We start from the raw sequence: 25,881 nt of genomic DNA on the forward strand, positions 1-25,881 counted from the left end.
TTCGTGTCCTCGCTTGCCATCAACCCCCGCGCGGCGCTCCCCTGCCGCCCCGCCGTGGGAACGAGGGCAGGAGCGGCGACCCGGATGAGCCCCCCGTCGCGGCCCCTGCAGCGACGGACGGCTGGCCGACCACCACCTCGGCGCCCTCCTCGAGCCGACCGCCGACAATCGCCGAGGAGGTGCCGTCACCAACACCGAGCTCCACCGGCACCCGCTCCACTCCTCCATCGTCTAGCCGCCAAACCGCCGCACGGCTGCTGGCGGTCGTCGAGCTGCGCTCCTCGTCTTCTTGGCGCTCGCCGCTCGAGCGACTGAGAGACGCAGGCTGCACGATCGCATTGCTGGCCGCGCTCGACTGCGCGCTGGGAGACTTCTGCTTTCCGAAAGCAGCCAAGACCTCAGCCGACGGGTTGAACCGCAACGCCGCCGTCGGCACGCGCAAGGCATCGTCATCTCGCGCAACCTCGATGCTGACCGTTGCCGTCATGCCCGGTTTGAGCTTGAGCCCAGTGTTGGGTACCTTGATCTCCGTCGTGTAGCTCACGACGTTCTGCTCGACGATCGGCTGGAGGTGTACCTGCGACACGGTGCCGCCGAACTCGTCGTCACCGTAGGCATCGACATGAAACCGCACGGGCTGCCCCACCTGCACCCGGCCGATGTCCGCCTCGTCTACGCTCGCATTGACCTGCATGGTTCCAAGGTCGCGCGCAATGACGAACAGCGTCGGTGTCTCGAGGCTTGCCGTCACGGTCTGGCCCACCTCGACGTCGCGCGAGAGCACGATGCCGTCGACCGGCGCGGTGATGATCGTGTGTCCCAGATTGACCCGGCTCTGCTCCAATGACGCCCGCGCCTGAACGAGTTGCGCCTCCACTGATTTCAGAGCCGCCCGGCTGACCTCGGTGGTGATGCGGGCCGAGTCCAGATCGGACGCGGCGAGGAGCTGATCGCGCGCCAGCGCCTCGGCCCGTGCCTGCTTCTGTTCCGCATCCTTCACCTGGACCCGCGCGCTCTCCACCTCGGCCTCCAAGCGGCGCACGCTCGCCTCTGCCTGTTGAAGCTGCGCCTCGAGCGAAGCCGGGTCGAGGGTTGCGATTACCTGCCCGCGCTTGACGATGTCGTTGAAGTCGGCAGCCAGCGTTTTGAGAGTACCCGTGACCTGACTGCCGACCTCGACCGTGTCGACCGGCTCGACGGTGCCGGTCGCCTCGACCGTTTCGACGACCGGCCCTCGCGTCACCGTTGCCGTGAGCAGGCGAGGCTCTGTGCTGGTGGCACCGGCCCGGTAGTACACAACCGACGAGGCCACCACCACCGCAACGACCACTGCTGCCACCAGTTTGAGTTTCATGTTGTCGCTCCTGCGGAGCGCGCTGGTAATAGTGGGCTAGCGAGGGGCCCTCGTTCAGGCCCCCTCGCCTGATACCGTCGCTGATCTGTCCATCAATTCTGCGGCGGGTGCTCTCCGGATTGCCGCCGCTCCAGATGCCGTTGCCGAAATTCGGCACGCCGCTCCTGCCACTCTGCGTGCAGCGCCTTGGCCTTCTCCTGTTGCTCCGGCGTCAAGATTTGAAAGACCTCCGCGTGGATGCCTGCGTGCAGCACGGCAGCCTCCGTCTGGACTGCGGCCAGATCGGCGGCTCGCGCCTGAATCTCGGCTTCGTCGGCGGGTACGGTCATCGCCGCAGCCGTCAACGCCTCGCGCGCGGGCTGGAGCTTTTCAGAGATCGCCTGGAGCTCGGCGCGATGCTGCTCCCGAATCGACCGCACCAGCTCACGCTGCTCGTCGGAAAGATCGAGCTGGCGAAGCGCCCAGACGCCCGGGCCTCCCATATGCCCGTGGCTGCCTGGACCGTGCCAACCACCCGGCCCAGGCTGTGCAAGGGCCAGGGCACCAAGCGCCATCACCCCCGCCGTGCTGAGCGCTACAACCGTCATCTTCACTGTTCTCGTGTTGGACATCATTGTTTTTCGACCTCCATTCCATTTGACGGGTAGACGTGTGGCGGTGCCATGGCGCAATTGTGAAAAAACGATGGCAACGCGCGGTTCTCGGCGGGAAAACGAGGGCTGTGCGGGGCTGTGCCCGTTTTTCCCGCTAGACTGATTGAGAATCGAGAATCGCCATGTCAGCGCAGGAACCACAGGCAACCGAGCGGCACGAGTCACCGCGCCGCGTGCTCGTAGTCGAGGACGAGCGGCACATCCGCGATCTGGTGGCGCTCCATCTCCAGCTGGAAGGCTGGTCGACCTCGTCTGCGGGTGACGGGCGAGAGGCGCTGCGCCTGGCCCGCGAGGAACGATTCGATCTGGTCATCCTCGATCTGATGCTTCCGGGGCTCGATGGCTTGACCGTGCTGCGCGCGGTTCGGCGGGAGTCGATCAATCAGGATGTTCCGGTCCTGCTGCTGACGGCACGCCGAGAAGAGGCAGACAAGGTGCTCGGCCTCGAGAGCGGCGCCGACGACTATCTCACCAAGCCGTTCGGTGTCCGCGAGCTCGTTGCCCGGGCGCGGGCACTGACCCGCCGGCGGCGCACGCTGCCGGAGATCACGACTGCCGGGGCGAACCAGCCGCCCGTTCATCTTCAACACGTGGCGATCGATCCAGCGCGCCGCCGAGCGAGTGTCGACGGTCGTGACGTCGACCTGACGGCACGGGAGTTCGACCTGCTCTATCTACTGCTCTCCAACCCCGGCATCGTGTTCAGTCGCCGAACGCTGCTCGCGCGCGTGTGGAAGGGAGAAGCCTTCGTCACCGAGCGCAGCGTCGACACGCTCGTGAAGCGCCTGCGGCGAAAGATTGAGCGAGACCCGGCAACCCCCACGATCATCGTCACAGTGTGGGGCATTGGGTACCGAGCCGCCGATGTCTGATCCAATCTGGTATCGCAGCCTCTACTGGCGCATCGGCCTTGGCTTCATCGTCTGCGTGACGGGGTTGCTCGTCGCGCAGGGGCTGCTGTTCCTGTGGCTCACGGGCCATGGCGGCGGCCCGCTGGGCAGCCAGTCACCACAGCGACTGGTCGAGCTCGTCGCGTCTGATATCTCGGCAGCGCTGGACACCGACCCTCAACTCGACATCGAGGAGTACGTGCGAGAGCAGTTCGGGCGCGTGCGACAGCCGTTTCTCGTCGTGCTCGTCGACGGGCGCCTCGTTCAGAACCGTGCGTTCGCTCTGCCGCCGCGGCTCGTTCGGTCGGCGCGGGTGGCGCTGAGGCATTCGCGCGCGTTCGAGCACCTGCGACACCTTCGTCGGCTCCATGGGCCTGCACGGATCGTCTCGCGCGACACCGTGGTCGGCGTGGTCGTGCCGATCTTCCACGGACGGCCGTTCGTGTTTGCGATTCGCGAGTACGGTCCCGAGCTCGCGGCGGCGGCGGTTGCGCTGCTCTTTGCTGGGACGACAGGCATGGCATTCTTCGTCTTTCGCCCGGCACGTCGCCGGCTCAGAGTGCTCGAGCGCGCGACGGCTGCGATTGGCGCGGGCGACACCAGCGTGCGGGCGCCGGAGCGCGGCGGCGACGAGGTCGCGCTGCTGGCGCGGGCGTTCAACCGTATGGCCGCGGACCTCGAGGCCCGCGCACGCGAGCTGCAGGCCTCCGACCGGGCACGACGCCAGCTCCTTGCGGATGTGTCACATGAGCTGATGACCCCGCTCACCGCGATCCGCGGCTACCTGGAAACCCTGGCGATGCCGGAGGCAGCGCAGGCCCCGGCCGCACGCCAGCGGTATCTGGAGATCGTGACCGACGAGACGCTTCGGCTCGAGTCGATCATTGGCGACCTGCTGGATCTGGCCCGCCTCGAGGGTGGCGGCGTGGCGCTCGAGCGCGAGCCCGTGCCCGTGGACTGGCTCTTCGGCCGGATCAGAGAGCGCCACGGCACCGTCCTGCAGGAGAAACGGATCACGCTGGACGTCCAGATCGCGCCCGGTGCCGACGCCGTCAACGGGGACGCGCGGCGTCTCGAGCAGGCAGTGCAGAACCTTGCCGCGAACGCTGTACGGCACGCGCCGGTAGACGGACGGGTCACATTGTCAGCCGAACCTATCGACGGTCACGTGCGACTGATGGTTCGTGACACGGGTCCCGGCATTCCCGCCGAGCACCTGCCGCTCATCTTCGACCGCTTCTACAAGGTGGATATGGCGCGAGACCACGGCTCCTCGGGAAGCGGGCTCGGCCTGTCGATCGTGAAGGCCATCGTCGATGGCCACGGCGGGACGATTACCGCATCCAGCCCTCCGGAGGGTGGCGCGCTCTTCGAAATGGTCCTCGACAAGGCCAGCACGGTCGAGCCGGGAGGTGGCGGCTCGAGCTCAAGAGACCGGTGACGGATTGCGGACCTGGAACTGCATTTGGTGCCAATAGGGATAGGCAGGCGTCACCGCGGTGGCGGCGTCCAGCTGGGCCATGTGATCGGCCGACAGATTCCATCCCAGCGCATCGATGTTCTGCTTGAGTTGCTCCTCGTTGCGTGCGCCGATGATGACATTGGTGACAGTCGGGCGCTGCAGGAGCCAGTTGATGGCGATCTGGGGCACGGTCTTGCCCGTCTCACGAGCCACGGCGTCGACGGCGTCAACGACGTTGTAGAGATGATCCTCGGGGATCGGCGGGCCGCCCTTCGTCGTCAGCTCACTATGGAGCCGGCTCGTCGAGGGTAGCGGCTGACCACGACGGAGCTTGCCCGTGAGCCGGCCCCACCCGAGCGGGCTCCAGACGATGGTCCCGATGCGCTGGTCGAGCGCCAGCGGCATCAGCTCCCACTCGTAGTCACGGTTGAGAAGGGAGTAATACGCCTGGTGGGCGACGTGCCGGGCCAGCCCGTATCTCTCCGACACCGCAAGCGACTTCATGAGGTGCCAGCCCGAGAAGTTCGAGCAGCCGATATAGCGAATCTTGCCCTGCCGGACGAAGTCGTCGAGCGCGCCGAGAGTCTCGTCGATCGGCGCGACCGCATCGAAGCCGTGAAGCTGATACAGGTCGATGTAGTCCGTCCCCAGCCGACGCAGGCTGCCCTCGATTGCCCGCGTGAGGTGATAGCGCGATGAGCCGACGTCGTTGGGGCCGTCGCCCATGGCGAACGTGCCTTTGGTCGAAATGAGGACCTTGTCGCGGCGTCTTTTGATCGCCTGTCCGAGAATCTCCTCGGCGAGCCCCTCCGAGTACACGTCCGCCGAATCGAACATGTTCAGCCCGGCGTCGAGCGCAACGTCTACCAGGCGCGTCGCCTCCGCAACGTCACTCGATCCAAAGCCCTTGAAGAACTCGGTGCCTCCGCCGAAGGTGCCGGTCCCCAAGCTCAACACCGGAACCTTGAGCCCCGAGCCGCCAAGCTGCCTGAATTCCATCGCTGCCTCCGTCTGCGCACAAACGAGCGCTGAGGCTCAGTCTAGCCGACCTGCCAGCGTCGCGGCATCGCACGAAAGGAGGAGACGAGAATCGGCCCCATGGTCTGCGCCAATTGAATTGACGGAGCGTCCACGCTACGATGCCGACGATGGCATGACCGCACGCACGAGGAGGCAAGTCCGGATGACCGAACCAGTCGAGCGAGATCCGTACCGCGGCCGGAGTCCGCGAAAGATCCCTGCCTACAGCTCGTTCGAGGCCTCCCGCTACCTGCGGATTCCCGAAAACACTGTCCGCAACTGGGCATTCGGCTACGCGCAACGGACGGGCCCTGGCAGGACCATGCGCTCGAGGCCCTTACTCAAGGCCGCCGACACACAGCGCCACCTCTTGTCGTTTGTCAATCTGGTCGAGCTGCACATGATCAGCGCGCTACGTCGCGACCACAATGTTCAGATGCCAAAGATCCGACGCGCGATCGACTATCTCGAGGCCAAGCTGAGATCGCCGCACCCGCTGATCGACGAGGAAATGGAGACCGACGGAACAGATATCTTCATCAACAAGTACGGCTCGCTGATCAACGCCTCACGGGACGGACAGCTCGCAATGAAAGCCTTGCTCCAGGCTCACTTGAAACGCATCGAGCGCGACGAGCGCGGGGTTGCGGTTCGATTGTTCCCATTCACCCGCAAACGCGATGCGGATACGATTGTAGAAGCACCCAAGCTCATTGCCATCGATCCAGCCGTTGCATTCGGGCGGCCGGTGATCGTCGGGTCACGCGTCCCAACTTCAGAGATCGCCCAACGCTTCCAAGCAGGCGAGTCGCCCAGTGAAGTCGCCCAAGATTTCGGGAGAACCGAAGAAGAGGTCTGGGAAGCGATCCGCTGCGAGTTCCCAACGGCCGCCTAAGCGACTCGTCTTCTACGTAGATGAGTGCCTCGGCCGGCACGTGCCGCACGAGCTTGCTCGTGCCGGTTACGACATCCGACCGTGGTACGAGTACTTTGCAGGCCAAGAAGACGTCGAGTGGCTGCCAGCGATCGGGAAACGGGGCTGGGTGCTCCTTACGAAAGATAAGGACATCCGGCGCCGCCCTCTCGAAATCGAGGCAATTATCAACGCGCGCCTACGAGCATTTGTGCTTACTGCAACCGAGCTCAGACGCGAGGAGCAGGCGACGATTCTTCTGAAGGCGATGCCGAAGATCCACCGCATTTGCCGACGCACGGGACCGTTCATCTACAACATCACCCGCTTGGGCTACTTTGCCGAGATTCCCAAGCGTCTGCTCCGTCGCCGAACACGCCGCTTGTCAGGCTGAAACAAGCCGCGGTCTCACCTCGAACAAGCGAGGGTCTTAATTGAGCGCGCACGCGCCGGGGCCCCGCGGATCGCCGCACTGGCCACACGGCGCGGGTGACTCATCGAAGGACTCGCCGCGCGTGCTCACGGCAAAGGCGGAGAGCTGCTTGTCGAGCGCCGTCGACGCACACGATGGGCATTCGGGCTGGCGGCTGCCGAAGACGATGGTCTCGAACCGGTGCTCACAGGCCTGGCAGATGTACTCGTAGATAGGCACAGCGAAATTATAGCTGGGCTCGCGGAAAACCGAGCCTGCGCGGCGGCAGAAAGATTCCCTTGACAGCACCGCTAATTATCGATAACGATAAGACATTCGTCTGGCATGACTAGCTTGCCTCTTCAGCCGCTGAAGACGGGATCGTTGAGCACCCAGGTGTTCGAGACCCTGCGTACCGCCATCTTCGCTGGGCAGTTTCAGCCCGGTGATCCGCTTCGCGAGCTGCACCTCGCACGTGATCTCAACGTGAGCCAGGCCACGATTCGCGAGGCGCTCGTGCAGCTCGAGCGCCTCGGCCTCGTCGTACGCACGCCGAACGTGGGCACACAGGTCACCAAGCTCTCGCGCCAGGACATCGCCGAACGGGTCGAGCTCAGGACGATCCTGGAGGAGCGCGCGCTGGCTCAAGCCGCCGCGCGGATGGATGCGGCACAGTTCACCGAGCTGGGCCGCCGGCTCGGGCAGTTGACGACTGCCATGGCCAGAAACGACTACTTCGAGGCCGCACAGGCCGATCTGGCGTTTCATCGCTACATCTGGGAGCGTTCCGGCAACCACACGCTGTACCGCACGCTGGATCAGCTCGCCGTCCCGCTGTTTGCGTTCGCCAGCATCGTCCGCGGCGCCACCCAGCAGCACCTCGATGATCTCGTGCGGTCGCACGAAGGCCTCGTCTCTGCGCTTCGACAGAACAATGTGCAAGCGATTCGAACCGCCTTGCGTCGGCACTTCCAGCACGGGTTGTCGGAGGTCGAGATTCATCGCCTGACTAGTGCCGCCGCCCGCCTACGTCGCCCGCGCCGCGGGCGGCCTGCGACCAAGTCCAATCGAGGCAAATGACATGCCCATATACCGCGGCGTCGCCCTGCTGTGCATGTTGGTCGCGTCAAGCGCCGCCTCGGCCCAGATCACTGGCGGCGCCATCGTCGGCGTGGTCACGGACGCTGGCGGCGGCGTGCTGCCGGGAGTGACCGTCACGGCCACCAACATCGCCACCAACCAGGCAGCGGTGACGCACACGAATGCTCAGGGATACTTCGAGTTTCCGCTCCTCCCGGCGGCCCGCTATCGCCTCGAGGCACAGCTCCAGGGATTTCAGGCCACGAGAGTCGAGGCGCTCGAGCTCAACGCCGGCGTCCGGCGCCGATTCGATGTGAGGCTGGCAATCGAGGCGGTCACCGATCGCGTGGACGTCGTCGCTGCCGCACCGCTCGTGAATGCAACCACCACGTCGCTCGGCATTGTGATGGATCAGCGTCAGGTGGAAGCGTTGCCGCTGAACGGACGGAACTTCCAGCAGCTCGTCGGCCTTCAGGCAGGGGTGGTGAACGCGCCCTCTTCCTCCACCGGCGGGCGGGGTGGCATCGAGTTCAATGGCTCCCCAGCGCTGGGGAACAATCTCATGCTCGACGGCGTCGACATGTCCTTCGGCGAGAACAACGGATCTGCCAGTGACACGTCGGCTGGCGCGAGTGGTGGCGCTCTCATCAACACGATCAGCGTCGAGGCGGTCGCCGAGTTCAAGGCCACCGGCAGCGCGTTCTCTGCAGAGTATGGAAGGGCGACCGGCGGCGTGCTCAACGTCACGACCAAGTCCGGCTCGAACCAGCTCCACGGCACGGCGTTCGAGTTCTTCCGGCATGACGCGCTGGATGCAAACAGCTTCTTCTCGAACCTCGACGGCGCGCCGAAGCCACCCCTGCGCTGGAACCAATTCGGCGGTAATCTGGGCGGCCCCGTTCTTCGAGATCGACTCTTCTTCTTCTTCAACTACGAGGGGGCCCACGTACGCCGGAGCGACGCCGTGACCGGCAATGTGCCAACGCCACTGCTCATCGACCGCGCCGCGCCCGAGATGCGCGAGGTGCTCCAGGCCTTCCCCGATACGTTCGAGCCGACCGGCGACCCATACGTAGGACTACACCGGCGCAACGACGAGCGGAGGAACGACGAGCACACCTATATGGGGCGTGTGGACGTGGAGAGAGGTCAGCATCGGCTGGCGGTGCGCTACAACTACAACCACCAAGACTTCTTCCAGCCGATCATGCCGCCCGAGCATCCTCGGGTCTTTCCCACGCGGTTGCACAACGCGGTCGTGCAAGACAATTGGACGATCTCTCCCAGCGTGTTCAACGAGCTACGGGTTGGGATCAACCGCTCCGACCTGAACAGGCATCACGTGGGCACCGAGCTGACGCCCGCCTGGATCTCTGTTTCCGGGGGAGGCCTCACCGGCTTGGGATTGCCGAGCGATATTCACTTCATGACGACGACCTACTCGATCAATGACAACCTCACGTACGTCCGGGGGCGACATTCGATCAAGGCGGGCTTCGAGATTCGGAACGTCGACAGCAAGCGGTTCCAAATAGGCCTGCCGACGCACCGCTACAACGGCGTCGATGACCTCATCGCGGATCGGCCGAACGACATCCAGGTCATCTTCGGCAGCGAGAAGCCCCTCGATACCACCAACTACGCCGTCTATATCCAGGATGACTGGCGGGTCAGCAATCGATTGCAGCTCAACGCCGGCCTGCGCTATGAGTACTCGCCGCCCTTGAGCGGTGCCTTCAATGTTGCCGGCTCGGATCCATTCGGTCCGTTCAACAACCGTGGTGAGCCGATGTTCGATGCGGATCGCAACAACTTCGGACCACGGCTGGGTGTCATCTATGACGCCATCGGCGACCAGCGATTGGTGCTACGAGCCGGCGGCGGTGTGACGCATGCTCCTGCGCAGCCGTTCTTCTATTACGACATGGCGTACATCGATCCGAACGTCCCCTTCCTCGCAACATTCACCGAGAACGACATCCCAGCCGGACTCCCGACGGCGTTTCCGTTCCCACGGTCCTTCGTGACGGAGGTGGCCGAGAATCCGAGCCTGCTCCCGGAGGGTTTCAATCTTTCGCGCTCGGTCGCTGACTACGATCGGGCAGACGAGTACGCGATCCAGTGGAACGGCGCCGTGCAGTATGCGCTCACGTCACGAGCCTCGCTGCAAGCAGCCTATGTGGGCAGCCGGGCGCTGAAGCTCTACTCCACGCGCTCGCTCAACCTCGTCGATCCGATCACCGGCGAGCGCCCGGATCAGGCAGTTGGCGAGGTCGTCTTGCGTGAGAACGCGGGTCGCTCGAAGTACGACGCCCTTCAGCTCTCGCTCAATCAACGGCTTTGGAACGGCCTCGCGTTAGACGTGTACTACACCTATGGCCGGAGCCGCGGCTATTACGGGCCCGACGGTACCCTCGTCAGAGATGCGACCGTGCAGGACCCGAACGACATCGCCGGCTCGGCCGGCCCGAAGCCGGGTGATGTCCGTCATCGTTTCGTCAACGTCCACTCGTACGAGCTCCCAACACCCGGCTTCGGCGACTCTGGACTCGCTCGCGCGCTGCTTGGACACTGGACCATTCAGGGCATCATCACCTGGCGCAGCGGACTGCCAATCAACGTGACGGCCGGGCGTGATCTCGTCGGCAACCGTCGGGTGGACGGGCAGCGCCCCGATCTCGTGCCTGGTGTGGATCCGTACATCAAGGACACGGACGGCCTGGTGTGGCTGAACGCCGCGGCGTTCGATGTGGACCGACCGCTTGCCGAAGGACGATTCGGTAACCTCCCCTTCAACGCGCTCCGCGGGCCGTCGGCGCTCACCTACGATTTTGCGCTGCACAAGCGCTTCGACGTGACTGGCGGCCACCAGATGACGCTCCGGCTCGAGGCCTTCAATGTCCTCAACAGGAAAAACCTGAACAACCCGGTCTCGAACCTGTCGACCTCGACGTTCGGCCAGATCACAGGAGCCAGCAGTGGTCGCAACATCCAGATTGGGCTCAAGTATGCGTTCTAATTGGCAGATCAGATGGATCGCCCTCTGTTGGATGTGGCTCTGCTCGGGCGACGCTGTGTACCTCCAAGTCGCGGACCCTGCCGTCAAGGCTACGGCGGAGAAGCAGCTGAACGTCCTCTTTATCGCCGTCGACGACATGAATACGGAGCTGGGCGTCTACGGTTCTCGCATCGCACTGACACCCAATATCGATCGTCTCGCCGAGCGCGGGCTTCTCTTTCGGCGTGCGTATGCCCAGCAAGCGGTCTGCAATCCGTCGCGCGCCTCGCTGATGACTGGCATGAGGCCAGACACGCTGCGTGTCTGGGACTTGCGCACGCACTTCCGCGACACGCATCCGCAGGCGGTCACCCTGCCGCAGCTGTTCAAAGACCACGGCTACTTCACACAGGGCATCGGAAAGATCTTCCACAACTGGGGTGCCAAACCCAGCATTGCGATGGATCCGCCGTCGTGGTCCGTCCCGCAGACATACAACTTCGCGCCCCACTTCAGCGATTGGTACGTCCCCGGCGCGCCGCGAGGCACGCCTGCCGATGGGCAAGGCGCACCCACGCAGCGGGCCGACGTGCCGGACGAGACCTATTTCGATGGCCGCATCGCGCAGGAGGCAATCCAGTCACTTCGGCAACACAAAGACGAGCCCTTCTTCCTCGGCGTTGGCTTCTGGAAGCCGCATCTACCGTTCAACGCGCCAAAGAAGTACTGGGACCTCTTCGACCCGGATGCCATCCCAGCGCCCCTGCCGGCCGGTCCGCCCACCGACGTGCCCAAGATCGCCCTGCACGATTTCCGAGAGCTGCGCGGTTACGCCGGGATGCCCAAAGAGGGCCCGCTCACGCCGGCGCAGGTTCGGCACCTGCGGCACGGCTACTACGCCGCGATCAGTTACGTCGACGCGCAGATTGGCAAGGTGATCAACGAGCTCGATCGTCTCGGCCTGTCGGACCGTACGATCATCGTGCTCTGGTCCGATCACGGTTTTCACATCGGTGAGCACGCGCTATGGGCCAAGACCTCCAACTTCGAGCGTGACGCCCGCGTGCCGCTGATCATCAGCACACCGGGTCAAAAGACCGCCGGTCGCCAGACCAACGCCGTCGTGGAGCTCCTCGACGTCTATCCCACGCTCGCTGATCTCGCCAATCTCCCTCGACCCGACGCACTCGAGGGCATCAGCCTACGCCCACTGCTCGACAACCCCGATCAGGTGCTGCACTCCGCTGCACTCACGCAGTTCCCACGACCGCCCTACTTCAGCCAGCAGCCCCACGCCATGGAACGGCCCGACGTCATGGGCTACTCCATCCGCACCCCTCGCTACCGCTACACTGAGTGGCGCGACGTCGACAGCCGCGAGACCGTGGCGCGTGAGCTTTACGATCATGACAACGACCCGATCGAGAGTATCAACCTCGCCGACTCTCCGCGCTTTCGGAACCAAGTCAGCGACCTGGCGGGTCTGCTCGAACGCGCCGTGCGTTCCGGGGCTGGCGCTCGCAACGCTGATGATGGTCTTGCCGGCCCGCGGAGCGGCAGGGCAAGAGTCCGATAGTGGCGGCCTCGGCGAGGCGGCCCTACCTAGTGCGACGTCGAGCCTGGACGAAGCAGAGCACAGTCAGACCAGCACCTTGTCCTGGCAGCGAAGCGGCGACCTGCCGCGTCCCCTGGCCGGACACGCGGTGGGCTTCAGTCATGGCGTGCTGATCGTCGCGGGCGGCACCGATTTCCCGACGCCGCTGTTCGAGGGCGGCAGCAAAGTGTGGTTCGATTCCGTCTACGCGCTCGAGCCCGCCGCCACAGAGTGGCGCGCACGCCATCGGTTACCGCATCCACTGGCATACGCGGCTACTGCAACGATGGGTAATCGGATGCTGGTCGTGGGTGGTTCGGATCAGGCACGCCATTACGCCGACGCCTTCACGCTGGAATGGATCGGCGGCAAGATAACGCAACGAGCGCTGCCGCCGTTTCCGTCGCCCATCGCCATGGCGGGAGCTGCCGTCATCGGACAGACGCTCTTTGTCGTCGGTGGGCAGCGCCAGCCGGATGACACGGAAGCACTCGCGTCCGGCTGGGCGCTCGACCTGTCCTCTCCCGCACCGGCGTGGCGCGCTCTGCCACCGGTTCCGGGCCCTGGCCGCATTCTGCCGGTGGTGACGGCTCAGCAAGGGCGGCTGCATGTGATCAGCGGTGCCGCGCTGCGGCGCGCGCCGAGTGGCAAAGCAACGCGCCGGTATCTTAGCGATGCGTACTCGTGGACACCAGACGAGGGCTGGCAGCGGCTTGCCGATGTGCCTCGCCCAGTGGTGGCAGCGCCGGCGGCACCGTTCGGACAGTCTCACATCCTCGTGTTCGGCGGTGACGATGGCACGCATGCGAGCCGCGTCGAGGAGTTGAAGGATCGACATCCAGGCTTCAGCCGCGACGTCCTTGCGTATCACACAATTACCGACACTTGGACGACGTTCGGTACGATGCGAGCGGTTTGGTGACGACTCACGCCGTGATGCGTGGGGACACCGTCGTGCTCGCTGGTGGCGAAGACCGGCCGGGACATCGATCGGCTGCGGTACTTCAGGGGCGGCTGGCGCCGACGAGCCGGCCGTTCGCGCCGCTGGATTACGCTGTGCTGGCCGCTTACTTCGTGCCGCTCCTCCTCATTGGCAGGTACTTTTCAACGAAGAACGAGTCCACCGAGGATTTCTTCCTCGGTGGACGCCGCGTGCCCTGGTGGGCCGCAGGCCTGAGCATCTACGGCACACAGCTCAGCGCCATCACGTTTCTCGCCATTCCAGCGAAAGCGTACGCGGAAGACTGGGTATTCTTGCTGGCCAACCTGTGCATCCTCGCCATCGCGCCAGTGGTCGTGTTCTTCTATTTGCCCTTCTTCCGCGGGCTGCAGATCACGACCGCGTATGAGTACCTCGAGCGGCGCTTCGGGCTCGCGGTCCGCCTTGCCGGAAGCCTTGCCTTCATCGTCTTGCAGGCGGCTCGCATGGCGATCGTGCTCTTTCTTCCGGCGCTCGCGCTGCAGGCGGTCACCGGTCTCGACATCTACCTGTCCATCGTGTTGATGGGCCTTCTCTGCACGACGTACACGATGCAGGGAGGAATGCGAGCCGTCATCTGGACCGACGTCCTCCAGGTGGGGACCTTGCTGGGGGCGGCGATCGTGAGCCTCGCACTGGTCGTAGCGCATGTGGAAGGCGGGCTCGGTGCCGTCGCTCGGATTGCGTCGGACAATGGCAAGCTCCACATGTTCACCTGGAGCTGGAGTGCCACGATCGCGTCGGTGTGGGTGGTCGTGATTGGCAACATCTTCACGAATCTCGTGCCCTACACGGCGGACCAAGCTGTCATTCAGCGGTATTTGACCACGTCGAGCGAACGACAAGCGGCACGTGCGGTGTGGACGGCCAGCCTGCTCACGCTGCCGACGTCGGTACTCTTCTTTGGTGTAGGAACGGCGCTCTACGTCTTCTATCGGACCCACCCATCCCTGCTCCACCCCGCGGTGGCCACCGACGCCACCTTCGCCTGGTTCATTGGCCGACAGCTTCCGGTGGGCGTGTCCGGCCTCGTCGTGGCGGGCGTGTTTGCGGCGGCGATGTCCACGCTGAGCAGCGGCATCAACAGCATTACGGCGGCGTTGGTGACCGACTTCTACGGGCGCTTCCGCACGGACGCCACAGATGCGGCACGGATGCGGCTCGCGCGTCGCCTCACGATTCTGGTCGGCCTGGGAGGGACCATCAGCGCGTTGATGATGGCGACCTGGAACATCCGATCGCTGTGGGACCTATTCCTTCAGTCGATCGGGCTGCTCGGTGGCGGTCTTGCGGGTGTGTTCGCGCTCGGCATTTTCACCCGTCGGGCTCACGGCATTGGCGCGCTCGTCGGCCTTGCAGCGAGCGCCTTGCTCCTGCACTTCGTACAGCAGCATACGGCTGTGCACTTCTTCTTGTACGCCGCCATCGGAGGCACGACCTGTATGGTTGTCGGCTACATCACCAGTCTGTTCATCCCTTCACGGAGTCCCGCCCTCGACGGCCTGACGGTGTTTACGCAGAAGAGGAACCGGGTACCTTTTCGGGCGCGAAAAGGTGCCCGGTTCCTTTTCTACAGCCTCGGCCTGGCGCTCGCGAGCACAACGCTGGCCGCCTCCGATGGCGCGCCGGTAGAAACGGATGTCTATGTGGCTGGACACGACGGCTATCACACGTATCGCATTCCGTCGGTCATCGCCACACCAAAGGGGACGCTGCTGGCCTTTGCCGAAGCGCGCCGCGAAGGCCGGGGCGACGCTGGGAATATCGATCTGGTCCTCAAGCGCAGCACAGACGAGGGGAAGAGCTGGTCGGCGATGCGGGTGATTGGCGACAACGGCCCGAACACGTTCGGCAATCCCTGTCCAGTCGTCGATCGCAGCACCGGAACGATCTGGCTTCTCACCACGCAGAACCTGGGTGAAGATAGCGAACAGGAGATCATCGATCAGACCGCCGTAGCGTCCCGTACCGTGTGGATCATGAAGAGCCGAGACGATGGGCTCACCTGGTCGGCGCCATTCGAGATTACCAGGAGCGTCAAGCGTCCTGAGTGGACCTGGTACGCGACTGGCCCCGGCGTGGGTATCCAGACCAGGAGCGGGCGCCTCGTCGTCCCCGCCAACCACGCCGTGGCGGGTACGGGCGGCCATCGCTCGCACGTCTTCTTCAGCGACGACCATGGCGCCAGCTGGCAGCTTGGTGGCCACTCCGTTGCAGGTACGAACGAGAGCCAGGTCGTAGAGCTCGCCGACGGACGCTTGATGCTGAACATGCGCAACCATCCGAGCAAGCCCGCGAACTTCAGAGCTGTCGCTCTCAGCCAAGACGAAGGCCGGAGCTTCGCCGTCCCCGTCTACGACCGTACGCTCGTCGAGCCACCGGCACAGGCGAGCCTTCTGCGTCTTTCACTGACGAGCACGCACGGTCGAAACCCGTTGCTGTTCGCGAATCCGGCCAGCACGAAGCGCGAGCGAATGACCGTTAGGCTCAGTCACGACGAGGGCACTACGTGGCCGGTGTCTCGCGTCATCCACGAGGGCCCGGCGGCGTACTCGAGCCTCGTCGTCTTGTCAGACGACACGATTGGTCTACTCTACGAGCGTGGAGACAAAAATCCTTACGAGAAGCTGACCTTTGCGCGGTTCGGTCTCGGTTGGCTCACAGAATAGTGGTCAGTGGTCAGTGGCCACTGCTCTTTGACCACTGACCCCTATTCATCGAAAGATCCCATGATTCCCAGAGGCGTTCTTCCCGCTGTCGTCACGCCCTTCGATTCCAACGGGCGCTTCGCGCCGAAGCCCTTCGAGCGGCTCTTGGAGCGGCTGTATGGTGTCGGCGTGCACGGTGTGTATCTGTGCGGTACAACAGGCGAAGGCTTGTTGCAATCGCGCGAGGACCGGCAACGCGTCACCGAAGTGGCCACTGCCTGCACACCGACCGACCGCGACGTCATCGTCCATGTCGGCGCACCTTCGCTCAGCGAAACCATCGAGCTCGCGGCGCATGCCGCCCAGGTCGGCGCGCGGGCCATCAGCAGCCTTCCGCCGCTCGCCGGTCCGTTCGGATTTGCAGACGTCCGCGAGTTCTATGGCAAGCTCGCCGCCGCCAGCTCTGTTCCAGTCATCGTTTACTACTTTCCGGCGTCTTATCCATCCATCACGAGCCTCGAGCAGCTCGAAGAGCTGTGCGCGCTCCCGAACGTCGTCGGCGTGAAGTTCACGGACTTCGACCTCTACACGATGGCGCGAATCGCGCGACCCGATCGATGCGTGTTCAACGGTCGAGACGAGGTGTTCGCGGCAGGTCTTCTCATGGGCGCCGATGGCGGTATCGGCAGCTTCTACAATCTGGTACCGGAGCTGTTCGTCCGCATCCACACGCTCGCTCGGGAAGAGCGATGGACGGAGGCACGTACCGCTCAGCGCGATGTGAACGCGCTCATCACGCTGACGCAACCCTTTCCGCTGTTTCCTGCGATCAAGCAAATCCTCGCGTGGTCGGGCATCGACTGTGGCACCTGCCTGCCTCCGCGGCGACCTTTGAATGATGCGGAGCGCGCAGCGTTGCACAGAGCGCTCATCGCTAACGGCTTCGGTGCTCTGCTGAGCACGTCGCCCACGTGGGCGTGACGCGTGGACTGTTGGACATGACAGGCCGTCAAGCCGTCAGCTCATCGTAAGCCCAACCGAGAACTGCTGCGAGCGTCACCAGGACCGTAGTGCTTCACCGAAACGGTGTCCTCCCCTAGATCGAGCGTCCACGTGTCGTCGAACGTCATGTCCGGCAAGGTTGGTGTGCTGGATGTTATCCCTTTACGCTCGTATGATCGTGAACGATACGCCACTCACCGTCCAGGTGCCGCAGCACGAGCGTGAAGATGCCGCCAGACTCCGTGCTGTTCCTGATGAGGTGCCAGCGGCCGAGCACCCAGGCCGCGTCTCCCCCGAGCATCGTGATCTCGAGGTCCTCGAAAGCGAGCTGCCCCATCGTCTCGACGTCGCCACCGTAGCGCTTGCGGTAACGCTCGTAGGTCGCCTGCCACCCGCGGCGAACCTCGGCGCCGGAGGTGAACAGGAGATCGGGGCTTCGCCAATACGCCGCCATGAAGCGTTCGAGGTCGCCGCGATTCCAGGCGGCCACCTGTTCTTCGAGCAGCGTGCGGACACTCCGAACCGCCGTTCCCTCGTCAGATGGGCGCGAGGCCTCCTGGGCGTGCAGCGGCAGGGCCAGAATCAGCATACTCAGGGCAACGGCAGTGAGCGCGCGTATAGACATGGCGACAAGGTCCTACACGTCCTTCCGAGCGCAAGAAAATTGCTGGCTGGGACTTGCGCGGCAGGAGGCTTCTAGCATAGAACGAGAGCACCATGAAGCGCCGCGACTTCCTCAAAGCGGGCGGCTTTGCCGCCCTGACCCTGTCCACCCTCCCCATGCGCTCCTTTGCCCAAGCGCCACAGCGCGTGGGGCTCATTGGCTCCGGCTGGTACGGCAAGACGGACCTGCTACGCCTGGTGCAAGTGGCTCCGATCGAGGTGGTCTCGCTCTGCGACGTCGACACGGAGATGTTGGCCAAGGCGGCCGCCCTGGTGGCGACGCGCCAGGCCTCGAAAAAGACGCCGCGCACCTACGACGACTATCGCAAGATGCTCGCCGAAAGAGATCTGGACATCGTGCTCATTGCGACGCCGGATCATTGGCACGCCCTGCCGATGATCGCGGCGGTCGAGGCCGGGGCCGATGTCTTCGTCCAGAAGCCGATCAGCGTCGACGTTGCTGAAGGTCAGGCGATGCTGGCTGCCGCCCGCAAGCATCGACGCGTGGTGCAGGTGGGAACGCAGCGACGCAGCACGCCGCATCTCGTCAACGCGCGGGATCGGGTTGTTCGCGAAGGCAAGCTCGGCAAGATCGGTCTCGTCGAGATTTACTGCTACTACCACATGCGCGCGACAGAGAACCCGCCGGACACGGCGCCACCCTCCTATCTCGACTACGAGATGTGGACCGGTCCCGCGCCGATGCGGCCGTACAACGAGCTGGTGCATCCGCGCAGGTGGCGCGCGTTCATGGAGTACGGCAACGGCATCGTCGGCGATATGTGCATCCACATGTTCGACATGGTGCGATGGATGTTGGAGCTCGGCATGCCCCAGCGTGTGTCCTCGTCTGGTGGCATCCTCGTGGACAAACAGAGCAAGGCCAACATCACCGATACGCAGACCGCAACGTTCGACTATGGTGACCTACAGGTCGTGTGGACGCACCGCACGTACGGCGATCCCCCGGACCCGAAGTATCCATGGGGGGCGACCTTTTACGGAGACAAGGGCACGCTCAAGGCAAGCGTCCAAGGCTATGACTTCGTCCCGTCCGGGAAGAATGCCGGCCCACCGATTCACGAGGACGTGACATACGAGTTCGACAAGTATCCCGAGGACAAGACCGAAGAGGATCTCGAGACGCACGTGGCGCCAGCCGTCCGCGCCCACATGCGGGACTTTCTCTCCTGCATCGAGAGCCGCGGCCGACCGGTGGCCGACATCGAGCAGGGTTACATGTCGACAACCGCCTGCATCCTGGCCAACCTGTCGCTCGAGGTGGGACGAACGCTCACCTGGGATCCGGCGAAGGGTCAGATCGTTGGCGATGAGGAGGCCAATCGGCTGCTACGCCGCCCGTACCGAGGGCCCTGGAAGCACCCGGAAGCTGACGCCGTGTGAGCGTTGCGCCGTCAATCGCCCTGTGGCCGCGCTGCGAGCTTCTCGAAGGGGATGTCGAGAATCGGGTATTCGTCCCATGCATTGAAGTCGAAGTGCCACCACTCGGTCTCGTAGACGGTGAAGCCTTGAGCTTCCATCACCCTGCGCAGCAGGGCTCGATGCCACCGCTGCCGCGACGTACCCCCGAGGTAATCGGGGAATGAGCGGTCCGAGAACTCATCGTATCCGCTCACCATGTGCACCGCCTTCCCGGTCTCGAGCTCGTACATCGTCAAATCAACCGCGCATCCTCGATTGTGTCTGGACCCTTGCGACGGATCGGCAACGAAGATGCGCTGCGCTGGCGGCGTGGCCTCCCAGAACATCTTCGTCACGGTCCATGGGCGATACGCATCATGAATGAGTAGACCGTACCCATGGCGCTTCAGCTCTTGGTGGGCCCGCACGACGGCTTCCGCCGCTGGCCGCTGCATCAGCGCGCGCGGCTCCGGGTAGAAGGCCGCACCCATGAAGTTGTTCGTAGTCGCGTAGCGGATGTCGTAATTGATCGTCTCATCCAGCGACGAGAGCTCAACCAGATCAGGCGGACGCTTGCCCGCTTCGACGGGCGGCTGCGACGCCGCGGCCAGCTGGCGGAGCGCGGCCACCGGCTGGAGCGGTGTGATGCGGAACGTGCCCTCGTCTAGACCAACCGGGCGCCGCTCGAAGCGCACGCCGGCCGCCATCACTTCAGTCGCCTGTCCCTTGGCATTCCGGATGAAGCGCAGCTTCTCTCCGTCGTAGAGACCAGACTTCGGGAACGCGAAGAGATCCGGACCGAGCTGCTCGAGTGGGTAGAGGAAGAACCACTCGATGAGCGCGTGCAGCTTCCCTTCGCGCTCGAGAATGTAGAGCACGTTGTGATCCCATCCGTACTCGCCGATCAAGCCAATCCAGGCCTCGGGTGCAGGTGCGGGAATGGTGGCATCCTTCACGGGGCGGTAGCTGACGCCGTTCATCAAGAGCACACCGTCACCGCCCCGCTTGATCGACTGGCCATAGGCGAGCCGGTCATCGACCACGAGCTCTTCGTCCGACGCACCGCCAGATCTCAACTTCGCCTGGAAGCCCTCCATGGTCGCCACGAGCGTACCGTGGCGATCGGCCAACTCGATACGTTGCTCGCCGCCGGGCGCGACGTACGTGCCAGCCCACTGCCTGGCGGTCTCCGGCGAGACCGCCCGAGAAAGCGTCAGCTCCGGCAGCGGCTTCCCGTCGCGCACGGCAAGCAGTGACGACATGGCCTCTCGCGCGATGTGGCGCATCACCGCGTTCGCAGCATCCATGGTCGTCGCGAGCACGACACCGAGCTTCGCGTCTGGCATGGCCTGAAGCTCCGTCGCGAAGCCGTAGATTGCACCGTTGTGGCCAACCACTCGCTGGCCTTGGAGCTCGCGCACGCTGAAGCCGATGCCAAAGCCTTCGGTTGCCCCGGCGGGTGCAAACTGTGGCACCCACATCGCCTCCAGTGTTTCGGGCTCGAGGAGGGCGCCGTTCGGTCCCTGACCTCGGCGAAAGAGCACGCTCATGAAGCGTCCGAGATCGCTCACCGTCGAATACATGCTGCCGGCCGGGGCCATGCCGAGCTCGAATGTTGGCGCCTCGAACTGGCGGCCGAAGTAGGTCCACATGTACGCCTTTGCCAGCGCCTGGGTAACAGCCGTCGTCGGCGCAAACGTGCTGTGTTTCAGCCCGATCCGCGCAATGACGTCCTCTTGCAGCGCTTGCACGAACGGCCTCTTCGTCAACACCTCGACGACGCGGCCAACGACCGCGATGCCGGCATTGGAATACTTTGTGTGTGTCCCAGGCCCGTAGATCAGCTCCGTGGCGTTGAGCGACTGAACGGTCTCCTCCAGCGACGGCGCGGTGTCGTCGAAGTAGTGGCCGGTTGGCGGCTCGCGCTGTAGGCCAGACCGGTGCGACATCAGGTGTCGCAGCGTGACCGGCGTTTCGAACGGATTCTTCGGGGTGAACTCCGGCAGGTACGTCGTCACCGGCTCGTCGAGATCCCCTTGGCCGCGCTCGACGAGCTGCATCACGGCAATGTCCGTGAACAGCTTCGACACCGAGCCGACGCGATACACGGTATCTTCCGTGGCGGACGTCTTGCGGTCCGGATCCGAGTACCCGAATCCCTTGGCCCAGACGATGTCTTGATCGTCGACGAGGGCGATGGAGACCGCCGGCAGGCCCTTGTCCTGCATCTCATGCGTAATCAGGCGCTCGATACGTGCGATGGCGGCTGCGTATCGCGCCGCGCTCTCCGCCTGCGGGACCGGCTGCGCCGCGGATATGAACGCTCGACCGGCGAAGGCGACGATGAGCAGGCTCCCCAGCATGGCGCCGCCAAGCCAGGCGATGCCCCTGCCTCGCCACCTCTGCTCCCCACTGATCGGTCGTCGCATCGTTAACATAGTCAAAAATCGACGCGGAGTCCGAGTTGTTGCCGGCGCTTCTCGTACGCTTCGATTGGCAGGCCGAAGCTCTGATGCCCAGAATCGTCGAAGAGTCGGCGTCCAGGCGCTCCAGGCCAACGAAGAAGAAGAGGCGATCTCTCACGACCGGCCCACCAAGGAAACCGCCCCAACGCTGCTATTCGAGCGGCGGCGCCTCGTCTTCGTACACGGGCGCGGCGTTCTCGAAGAAACCGGCGAAGGGCACGGCATCCCAGGCGTCGTTGCGGAAGAAGGCATACGCGCGTCCGGTGAACGTGTTGGAGCCGCTGCGCGTGATGACGTTCAGCAGCCCACCCGAGGCAGGGGACTCTGCTCGTCCGAAATCTTGCCGCGCACGGTGGCCATCGTCGTTTGCGCGGCCACGGCGGCGCTTGTGCCGAGTGACAGCGCAAGCGCCAACGCCAAAGGCCAGTGCGACGAGCGCCCCCGAGCCGTACGTCGCGAGGGCCGCATCAGCTCTTCGCGCCCTTGAACGTCCCGCTCGCAGCGAGGGTCGTCGTCCCCGGATTGAAAGCCTTCCATGTTCCCTCGAGCGCCGCGCCCTCCAGGGTGCCTTCGATCTGCACTTCCGCGCCATCGGGCGTGTCGTACTCCATGGTGACCTTCTCGCCGTCGACCACGACGGACGTGAAGGTCGCCGTGTAGCCGGCCTCTCCCGAGTCGGGCGTGGTATCGACCGTGCCTCCGAGCCCATTTTCGGCATCGTGCTCGATGGACATCGTGTACTTGCCGGTGCCCTCGCCCTCCCATGTTCCGACCCACTTCCCGACGATACGGTCCCCTGCGTCCTGCGCACTGAGCAGGCCCAGGCTGCACACGAAGCCGACGAGTAGGAGTGACAGAGTCTTGCGCATGTAGCTGCTCCTCGGAATGCGTACCATTGCCCCAGCCCGCGCGATTCTACCAGGTCGCTACGTCCTGAGGGCCATCCAGGGTATCGAGGAACTCGCGCACGACGTCACTCGCGTCGCGCCGGTCTCCTTCGACCGCGTAGTTCAACCGACGCATGGTTGGCTCGTCGATTCGACCGGCGATCGCCTCCAGCGCCCGGCGGATGCCCGGCTCGCGCAGCAGCGTCGCCGTGGAGACCACCGGCACCGCGTCGTACGGCGGGAAGTAGCGTCGGTCATCCTCGAGCATCGTGAGGTTCAGCGCGTCGATCAGCCCCGCCGTGGCGTCTCCGGCAATGACGTCGACACTGCCGGCAGCGAGCGCACGATAGGTCAGCGACAGCTCCATGACGCGCGGTGAGCGCTCGAAGCGGAGCCCATATGCGGCGACAAAGCCGCGATAGCCGTCGGCACGCTCGAGGAACTCGTAGCCGAAGCCAGCCTGGAGGCGGTCGTCCACACGGGCAAGATCACTGACGGTCCGCAGCCCGAGCGTCTGCGCGTCGCGCTGGCGGACGAGGATGGCGAACGTGTTGTTGAAGCCGAGCGGGGCCAGCAGGCTGCGGCCCGTGCGTGCATACGCGTCTCGCACCAAGGCGATCACTCGCTGGCGATCGTGGGCGACCGGCTGGCGGAAGATCGCTGTGAGCGCCGTGCCCGTGTACTCGACGTAGACGTCGATCTCACCCAACGCAAGAGCACGATCGCAGATGAACGTCCCGCCGAGATTCAAGCGACGCTCGACCGACAATCCGCCGAAGCGTTCCAACGCCTGCGCGACGATCTCGCCCAGCACGATCTGCTCCGTGAAGTTCTTCGATCCGACAACGATGGTGGCGCGTGACGAGCGGCTGGGGAGCGCCAGGAGCACGGTGCCCACGCAGAGTGCGATCAGAATCGTGACCGCCGCCGCGAGCGTCCAACGTCGCCTGCGGCGCGGGGAGACCGCTCGCTCGACGAAGGTCAGCAGCGCATCTGCGGCAAGCGCCAGGGCGGCGGCCGGCACGGCACCGGCAAGGATGACCGTCGAGTCCACCATCGACAGACCTCGGAAGATGTACTCACCCAGCCCACCGGCACCAATGGCTGCCGCGACCGTCGCCGTGCCGACGTTGATGACCGTCGCGACGCGAACACCCGCCATCATGGACGGCAAGGCCAACGGCAGCTCGACCTGCCGGAGCAGCTGTCCTGGAGTCATGCCGAGCGCAACCGCCGCCTCACGCACGTCGCGATCGACGCCCTGGATGCCTGTGACCGTCGTTCGCAGGATGGGGAGCACGCCGTACAGAATGAGGGCGACGATGGCGGCGCGTGGACCGATGCCGCCGACCAACGGCAGCGGAATGAGGAACCCGAGCAGCGCGAGGCTCGGGATGGTCTGCACGATGTTGGCCACGACCATGAAGGGCGCGCCAATGCGCGGCCGGCGCGCCGCGATGATGCCGAGCGGCACGGCAATGGCCGCCGCCGCGAGCGTGGACGCCACAACCAGGATCAGATGCACGCCGAGCGCGGACATCACCTCGTCACGGTGCGCCACCCAAAAGGTCAACAGCCCCATTGGATGTCAAGGTTCCGCGACCGATTGCTGGAAGAATGGGCGCACGCGAGGATCCTCCGAGGCCGCCACACGGTCGGTCCGGTCCCAGGCCACGAGCTCGCCGCTGTCGAGCACGCCGAGCCACTCACTGAGCAAACGCGCTTCCGCGACATCGTGTGTCACGAGCACCACGGTCTTCCGCAGTCGCCGCTGGATGCGGAGGAACTCGCGCTGGAGGTCGCGCCGGGTCAGCGAATCCAGAGCGCCGAACGGCTCGTCCATCAGCAGGATCGGCGGGTCGGCCGCCAGCGCGCGCGCCACGCCCACCCGCTGCCGTTGTCCTCCGGAGAGCTCATCCGGCCAGCGGGGCGCGAACTCGTCAGGCGGCAGGCCGACGAGCGTCAGGAGCTCTCGCGTGCGCGCCTCGAGACGCGTGGCCGACCAACCCAGCAACCGCGGCACGAGCGCGATGTTCTGCGCCACCGAGTAGTGCGGAAGCAAGCCGACGTTCTGGAGCACGTAGCCAATGCGGCGACGGAGGACGTAGGCATCCCAGGCACGTGTGTCGCGCCCCTCGACGAGCACCGTCCCCGCGGCAGGCGCCAATACACGGTTGATCAACTTGAGGAGCGTGCTCTTGCCGACGCCGCTCGCGCCTACAATGGCGACGGAAACGCCGCGCGGGACGCTGAAGGACAGATTACGCAAGACCGGTGGTCGGCCTGGGTGTGTGAAGGAAACCGATTCGAAGGCAATCGCAGGAGACGCAGGGTCCACCGGGCCGATGATAGCAGGTAGGACGCCTCGCCGAGAGGTCCTGACGGCGCCTTCGGCGAACGCGCCCTACCATCGGCGGTGGGTCGGGACGCCTCGCCGAGGCGTCCGTTAGTCTTGGAAAGAGGTAAGAAAATGGGAGGACGGAAGACGGACATGCAGGACAAATCGCTTCGCCAGCATCTCGCCGAGCTGCTCGACGGTGGCCAAGCCCATCTCGAGCTCGAGGATGTGCTGGCTGACGCGCCCTTCGATGCCTGGGGCAAACGTCCACCGGGCGCGCCGTACACGCTGTGGCAGTTGCTCGAGCACTTACGGATCTGTCAATGGGACATTCTCGAGTTCAGCCGGCGCCGCGAGCACGTCTCGCCGGAGCACCCTCGCGGGTATTGGCCGCCGCGCGACGGCCCGCCAAACGAGGAAGCCGTCGCCACGAGCCTCGAGGCATGCCGCCGCGATCTACAAGCTATGCTTGCGCTGGTTCGAGATCCGAAGACGGATGTGTTTGCGCGAATCCCGTGGGGCGATGGACAGACGCTCCTCCGAGAGGCGATGTTGCTCGCCGATCACAACGCGTATCATCTCGGCCAGTTCGTGCTCCTGCGCAAGCTCCTGGGCGAATGGCGGTGAAGGGAGGATCATGCGGTCCGCATGACTCGCCTGATCGCCTGCGCCAGCTTCTGCCACTTCGATTCTTCCCGCGTCAATTGTCTGCGTCCCGCTGGGGTGAGGCGGTAGTACTTGGCCGTGCGATTGCGATCTGGCATGGGCTGCCATTTGGACGCAATCCACCCCTTGCGGTGTAAGCGATGCAGGGCGGGGTACAGCGACCCGTGCTCGACCTGCAGCACCTCGTCTGAGGTCCGCTGGATGTGCTTGGCGATGGCGTGGCCATGTGCCGGCCCGAACAGCAGCGTCCGAAGGACGAGCATGTCGAGCGTTCCCTGCAAGAGCTCGATGCGATCCTGTTCCTTTGGCATGACTCTAGTGGCTAGGGTAGACAGTCTGCCCTCCATCACGTGCCACTGTCAACCGGAGACCTCGGCGGATGTCAAGGCGAAATAGAAATGTCCCCGTTCTTAGCGAAATAGAAATGTCCCCTCT

Annotated in this window: 22 protein-coding genes; 12 read left to right on the plus strand and 10 right to left on the minus strand. The window is 64.6% G+C overall.

Annotated elements, in window-relative coordinates; translation table 11 throughout:
• Positions 1–19 precede the first annotated feature (19 nt).
• Both GEV06_16025 and GEV06_16030 read right to left on the minus strand, forming a co-directional pair.
• Positions 20–1,354 carry an efflux RND transporter periplasmic adaptor subunit gene (locus tag GEV06_16025; protein ID MPZ19403.1) on the minus strand — a complete coding sequence of 445 codons (1,335 nt, stop codon included), beginning with the start codon at positions 1,352–1,354 and terminating at the stop codon, positions 20–22.
• Between the two features lie 92 nt (positions 1,355–1,446).
• Positions 1,447–1,968, minus strand: coding sequence for a periplasmic heavy metal sensor (locus GEV06_16030; protein MPZ19404.1), 522 nt, complete (start codon positions 1,966–1,968; stop codon positions 1,447–1,449).
• 161 nt (positions 1,969–2,129) lie between these two features.
• Here GEV06_16030 and GEV06_16035 point away from each other — a divergent pair, with 161 nt between their 5' ends.
• Together GEV06_16035 and GEV06_16040 are read left to right on the plus strand one after the other, a co-directional pair.
• Positions 2,130–2,879, plus strand: coding sequence for a response regulator (locus tag GEV06_16035; protein MPZ19405.1), 750 nt, complete (start codon positions 2,130–2,132; stop codon positions 2,877–2,879).
• Positions 2,872–4,338 (plus strand): HAMP domain-containing protein, encoded by a 1,467-nt coding sequence (locus GEV06_16040; GenBank protein ID MPZ19406.1) that lies wholly within the window; start codon positions 2,872–2,874, stop codon positions 4,336–4,338. Before GEV06_16035 ends, GEV06_16040 begins: the two co-directional genes overlap by 8 nt.
• Here the strand turns inward: GEV06_16040 and GEV06_16045 are convergent.
• Complete coding sequence (locus tag GEV06_16045) at positions 4,324–5,358, minus strand: aldo/keto reductase (protein MPZ19407.1); 1,035 nt, start codon at positions 5,356–5,358, stop codon at positions 4,324–4,326. The genes GEV06_16040 and GEV06_16045 overlap by 15 nt on opposite strands.
• Positions 5,359–5,476: 118 nt before the next feature.
• On the opposite strand from GEV06_16045, the gene GEV06_16050 reads away from it, so the two are divergent.
• Both GEV06_16050 and GEV06_16055 read left to right on the plus strand, forming a co-directional pair.
• Positions 5,477–6,274 carry a DUF433 domain-containing protein gene (locus tag GEV06_16050; GenBank protein MPZ19408.1) on the plus strand — a complete coding sequence of 266 codons (798 nt, stop codon included), beginning with the start codon at positions 5,477–5,479 and terminating at the stop codon, positions 6,272–6,274.
• 40 nt (positions 6,275–6,314) lie between these two features.
• Complete coding sequence (locus GEV06_16055; GenBank protein MPZ19409.1) at positions 6,315–6,686, plus strand: hypothetical protein; 372 nt, start codon at positions 6,315–6,317, stop codon at positions 6,684–6,686.
• A gap of 36 nt (positions 6,687–6,722) precedes the next feature.
• Here the strand turns inward: GEV06_16055 and GEV06_16060 are convergent, their stop codons facing one another.
• Positions 6,723–6,944, minus strand: coding sequence for a zinc ribbon domain-containing protein (locus GEV06_16060; protein MPZ19410.1), 222 nt, complete (start codon positions 6,942–6,944; stop codon positions 6,723–6,725).
• A 105-nt stretch (positions 6,945–7,049) separates the two neighbouring features.
• Here GEV06_16060 and GEV06_16065 point away from each other — a divergent pair, with 105 nt between their 5' ends.
• Genes GEV06_16065 through GEV06_16090 form a run of 6 tightly spaced genes read left to right on the plus strand, consistent with a single transcriptional unit; the run spans position 7,050 to position 16,984 of the window.
• Complete coding sequence (locus GEV06_16065; protein ID MPZ19411.1) at positions 7,050–7,784, plus strand: FCD domain-containing protein; 735 nt, start codon at positions 7,050–7,052, stop codon at positions 7,782–7,784.
• 1 nt (position 7,785) lies between these two features.
• Positions 7,786–10,803: a TonB-dependent receptor plug domain-containing protein gene (locus tag GEV06_16070; GenBank protein MPZ19412.1), complete on the plus strand. Its 3,018-nt coding sequence runs from the start codon at positions 7,786–7,788 to the stop codon at positions 10,801–10,803.
• 31 nt (positions 10,804–10,834) lie between these two features.
• Positions 10,835–12,358 carry a sulfatase-like hydrolase/transferase gene (locus GEV06_16075; GenBank protein MPZ19413.1) on the plus strand — a complete coding sequence of 508 codons (1,524 nt, stop codon included), beginning with the start codon at positions 10,835–10,837 and terminating at the stop codon, positions 12,356–12,358.
• Positions 12,189–13,298 carry a galactose oxidase gene (locus GEV06_16080; protein ID MPZ19414.1) on the plus strand — a complete coding sequence of 370 codons (1,110 nt, stop codon included), beginning with the start codon at positions 12,189–12,191 and terminating at the stop codon, positions 13,296–13,298. The genes GEV06_16075 and GEV06_16080 overlap by 170 nt, the downstream gene beginning before the upstream one ends.
• A gap of 11 nt (positions 13,299–13,309) precedes the next feature.
• A complete protein-coding gene (locus GEV06_16085; GenBank protein MPZ19415.1) occupies positions 13,310–16,024 on the plus strand; it encodes a sodium/solute symporter in 2,715 nt (904 codons plus the stop codon).
• Between the two features lie 60 nt (positions 16,025–16,084).
• Positions 16,085–16,984, plus strand: coding sequence for a hypothetical protein (locus GEV06_16090; protein MPZ19416.1), 900 nt, complete (start codon positions 16,085–16,087; stop codon positions 16,982–16,984).
• A gap of 175 nt (positions 16,985–17,159) precedes the next feature.
• Here GEV06_16090 and GEV06_16095 read toward each other — a convergent pair whose 3' ends face one another.
• Positions 17,160–17,630, minus strand: a complete 471-nt coding sequence (locus tag GEV06_16095; protein ID MPZ19417.1) for a DUF4440 domain-containing protein — start codon at positions 17,628–17,630, stop codon at positions 17,160–17,162.
• A gap of 92 nt (positions 17,631–17,722) precedes the next feature.
• On the opposite strand from GEV06_16095, the gene GEV06_16100 reads away from it, so the two are divergent.
• Entirely contained in the window at positions 17,723–19,072 is a 1,350-nt protein-coding gene (locus tag GEV06_16100) for a gfo/Idh/MocA family oxidoreductase (GenBank protein MPZ19418.1), read from the plus strand.
• Between the two features lie 11 nt (positions 19,073–19,083).
• On the opposite strand, the gene GEV06_16105 is transcribed toward GEV06_16100, so the two are convergent.
• The 4 genes from GEV06_16105 to GEV06_16120 all read right to left on the minus strand — a co-directional run bounded on the left by GEV06_16105 (position 19,084) and on the right by GEV06_16120 (position 24,759).
• Entirely contained in the window at positions 19,084–21,528 is a 2,445-nt protein-coding gene (locus GEV06_16105; protein ID MPZ19419.1) for a serine hydrolase, read from the minus strand.
• Positions 21,529–22,022: 494 nt separating this feature from the next.
• Positions 22,023–22,424 (minus strand): hypothetical protein, encoded by a 402-nt coding sequence (locus GEV06_16110; GenBank protein MPZ19420.1) that lies wholly within the window; start codon positions 22,422–22,424, stop codon positions 22,023–22,025.
• 46 nt (positions 22,425–22,470) lie between these two features.
• Complete coding sequence (locus GEV06_16115) at positions 22,471–24,024, minus strand: ABC transporter permease subunit (GenBank protein MPZ19421.1); 1,554 nt, start codon at positions 24,022–24,024, stop codon at positions 22,471–22,473.
• Positions 24,025–24,030: 6 nt separating this feature from the next.
• Positions 24,031–24,759 carry an ATP-binding cassette domain-containing protein gene (locus GEV06_16120; protein ID MPZ19422.1) on the minus strand — a complete coding sequence of 243 codons (729 nt, stop codon included), beginning with the start codon at positions 24,757–24,759 and terminating at the stop codon, positions 24,031–24,033.
• A gap of 174 nt (positions 24,760–24,933) precedes the next feature.
• Here GEV06_16120 and GEV06_16125 point away from each other — a divergent pair, with 174 nt between their 5' ends.
• Positions 24,934–25,407, plus strand: coding sequence for a DinB family protein (locus GEV06_16125; protein ID MPZ19423.1), 474 nt, complete (start codon positions 24,934–24,936; stop codon positions 25,405–25,407).
• An 8-nt stretch (positions 25,408–25,415) separates the two neighbouring features.
• Here the strand turns inward: GEV06_16125 and GEV06_16130 are convergent, their stop codons facing one another.
• Positions 25,416–25,757, minus strand: coding sequence for a PadR family transcriptional regulator (locus tag GEV06_16130; GenBank protein MPZ19424.1), 342 nt, complete (start codon positions 25,755–25,757; stop codon positions 25,416–25,418).
• Positions 25,758–25,881: the final 124 nt, after the last annotated feature.

Source organism: Luteitalea sp. (genome assembly GCA_009377605.1).
GTDB lineage: Bacteria > Acidobacteriota > Vicinamibacteria > Vicinamibacterales > Vicinamibacteraceae > WHTT01.

Bases quoted from the DNA above. Each gene is read 5' to 3' on its own strand.
- GEV06_16025 (MPZ19403.1), bottom strand. From the start codon at position 1,354: ATGAAACTCAAACTGGTGGCAGCAGTGGTCGTTGCGGTGGTGGTGGCC.
- GEV06_16030 (MPZ19404.1), bottom strand. From the start codon at position 1,968: ATGATGTCCAACACGAGAACAGTGAAGATGACGGTTGTAGCGCTCAGC.
- GEV06_16035 (MPZ19405.1), top strand. From the start codon at position 2,130: ATGTCAGCGCAGGAACCACAGGCAACCGAGCGGCACGAGTCACCGCGC.
- GEV06_16040 (MPZ19406.1), top strand. From the start codon at position 2,872: ATGTCTGATCCAATCTGGTATCGCAGCCTCTACTGGCGCATCGGCCTT.
- GEV06_16045 (MPZ19407.1), bottom strand. From the start codon at position 5,358: ATGGAATTCAGGCAGCTTGGCGGCTCGGGGCTCAAGGTTCCGGTGTTG.
- GEV06_16065 (MPZ19411.1), top strand. From the start codon at position 7,050: ATGACTAGCTTGCCTCTTCAGCCGCTGAAGACGGGATCGTTGAGCACC.
- GEV06_16070 (MPZ19412.1), top strand. From the start codon at position 7,786: ATGCCCATATACCGCGGCGTCGCCCTGCTGTGCATGTTGGTCGCGTCA.
- GEV06_16075 (MPZ19413.1), top strand. From the start codon at position 10,835: ATGTGGCTCTGCTCGGGCGACGCTGTGTACCTCCAAGTCGCGGACCCT.
- GEV06_16080 (MPZ19414.1), top strand. From the start codon at position 12,189: ATGACAACGACCCGATCGAGAGTATCAACCTCGCCGACTCTCCGCGCT.
- GEV06_16090 (MPZ19416.1), top strand. From the start codon at position 16,085: ATGATTCCCAGAGGCGTTCTTCCCGCTGTCGTCACGCCCTTCGATTCC.
- GEV06_16095 (MPZ19417.1), bottom strand. From the start codon at position 17,630: ATGTCTATACGCGCGCTCACTGCCGTTGCCCTGAGTATGCTGATTCTG.
- GEV06_16100 (MPZ19418.1), top strand. From the start codon at position 17,723: ATGAAGCGCCGCGACTTCCTCAAAGCGGGCGGCTTTGCCGCCCTGACC.
- GEV06_16105 (MPZ19419.1), bottom strand. From the start codon at position 21,528: ATGTTAACGATGCGACGACCGATCAGTGGGGAGCAGAGGTGGCGAGGC.
- GEV06_16110 (MPZ19420.1), bottom strand. From the start codon at position 22,424: ATGCGCAAGACTCTGTCACTCCTACTCGTCGGCTTCGTGTGCAGCCTG.
- GEV06_16115 (MPZ19421.1), bottom strand. From the start codon at position 24,024: ATGGGGCTGTTGACCTTTTGGGTGGCGCACCGTGACGAGGTGATGTCC.
- GEV06_16125 (MPZ19423.1), top strand. From the start codon at position 24,934: ATGCAGGACAAATCGCTTCGCCAGCATCTCGCCGAGCTGCTCGACGGT.
- GEV06_16130 (MPZ19424.1), bottom strand. From the start codon at position 25,757: ATGCCAAAGGAACAGGATCGCATCGAGCTCTTGCAGGGAACGCTCGAC.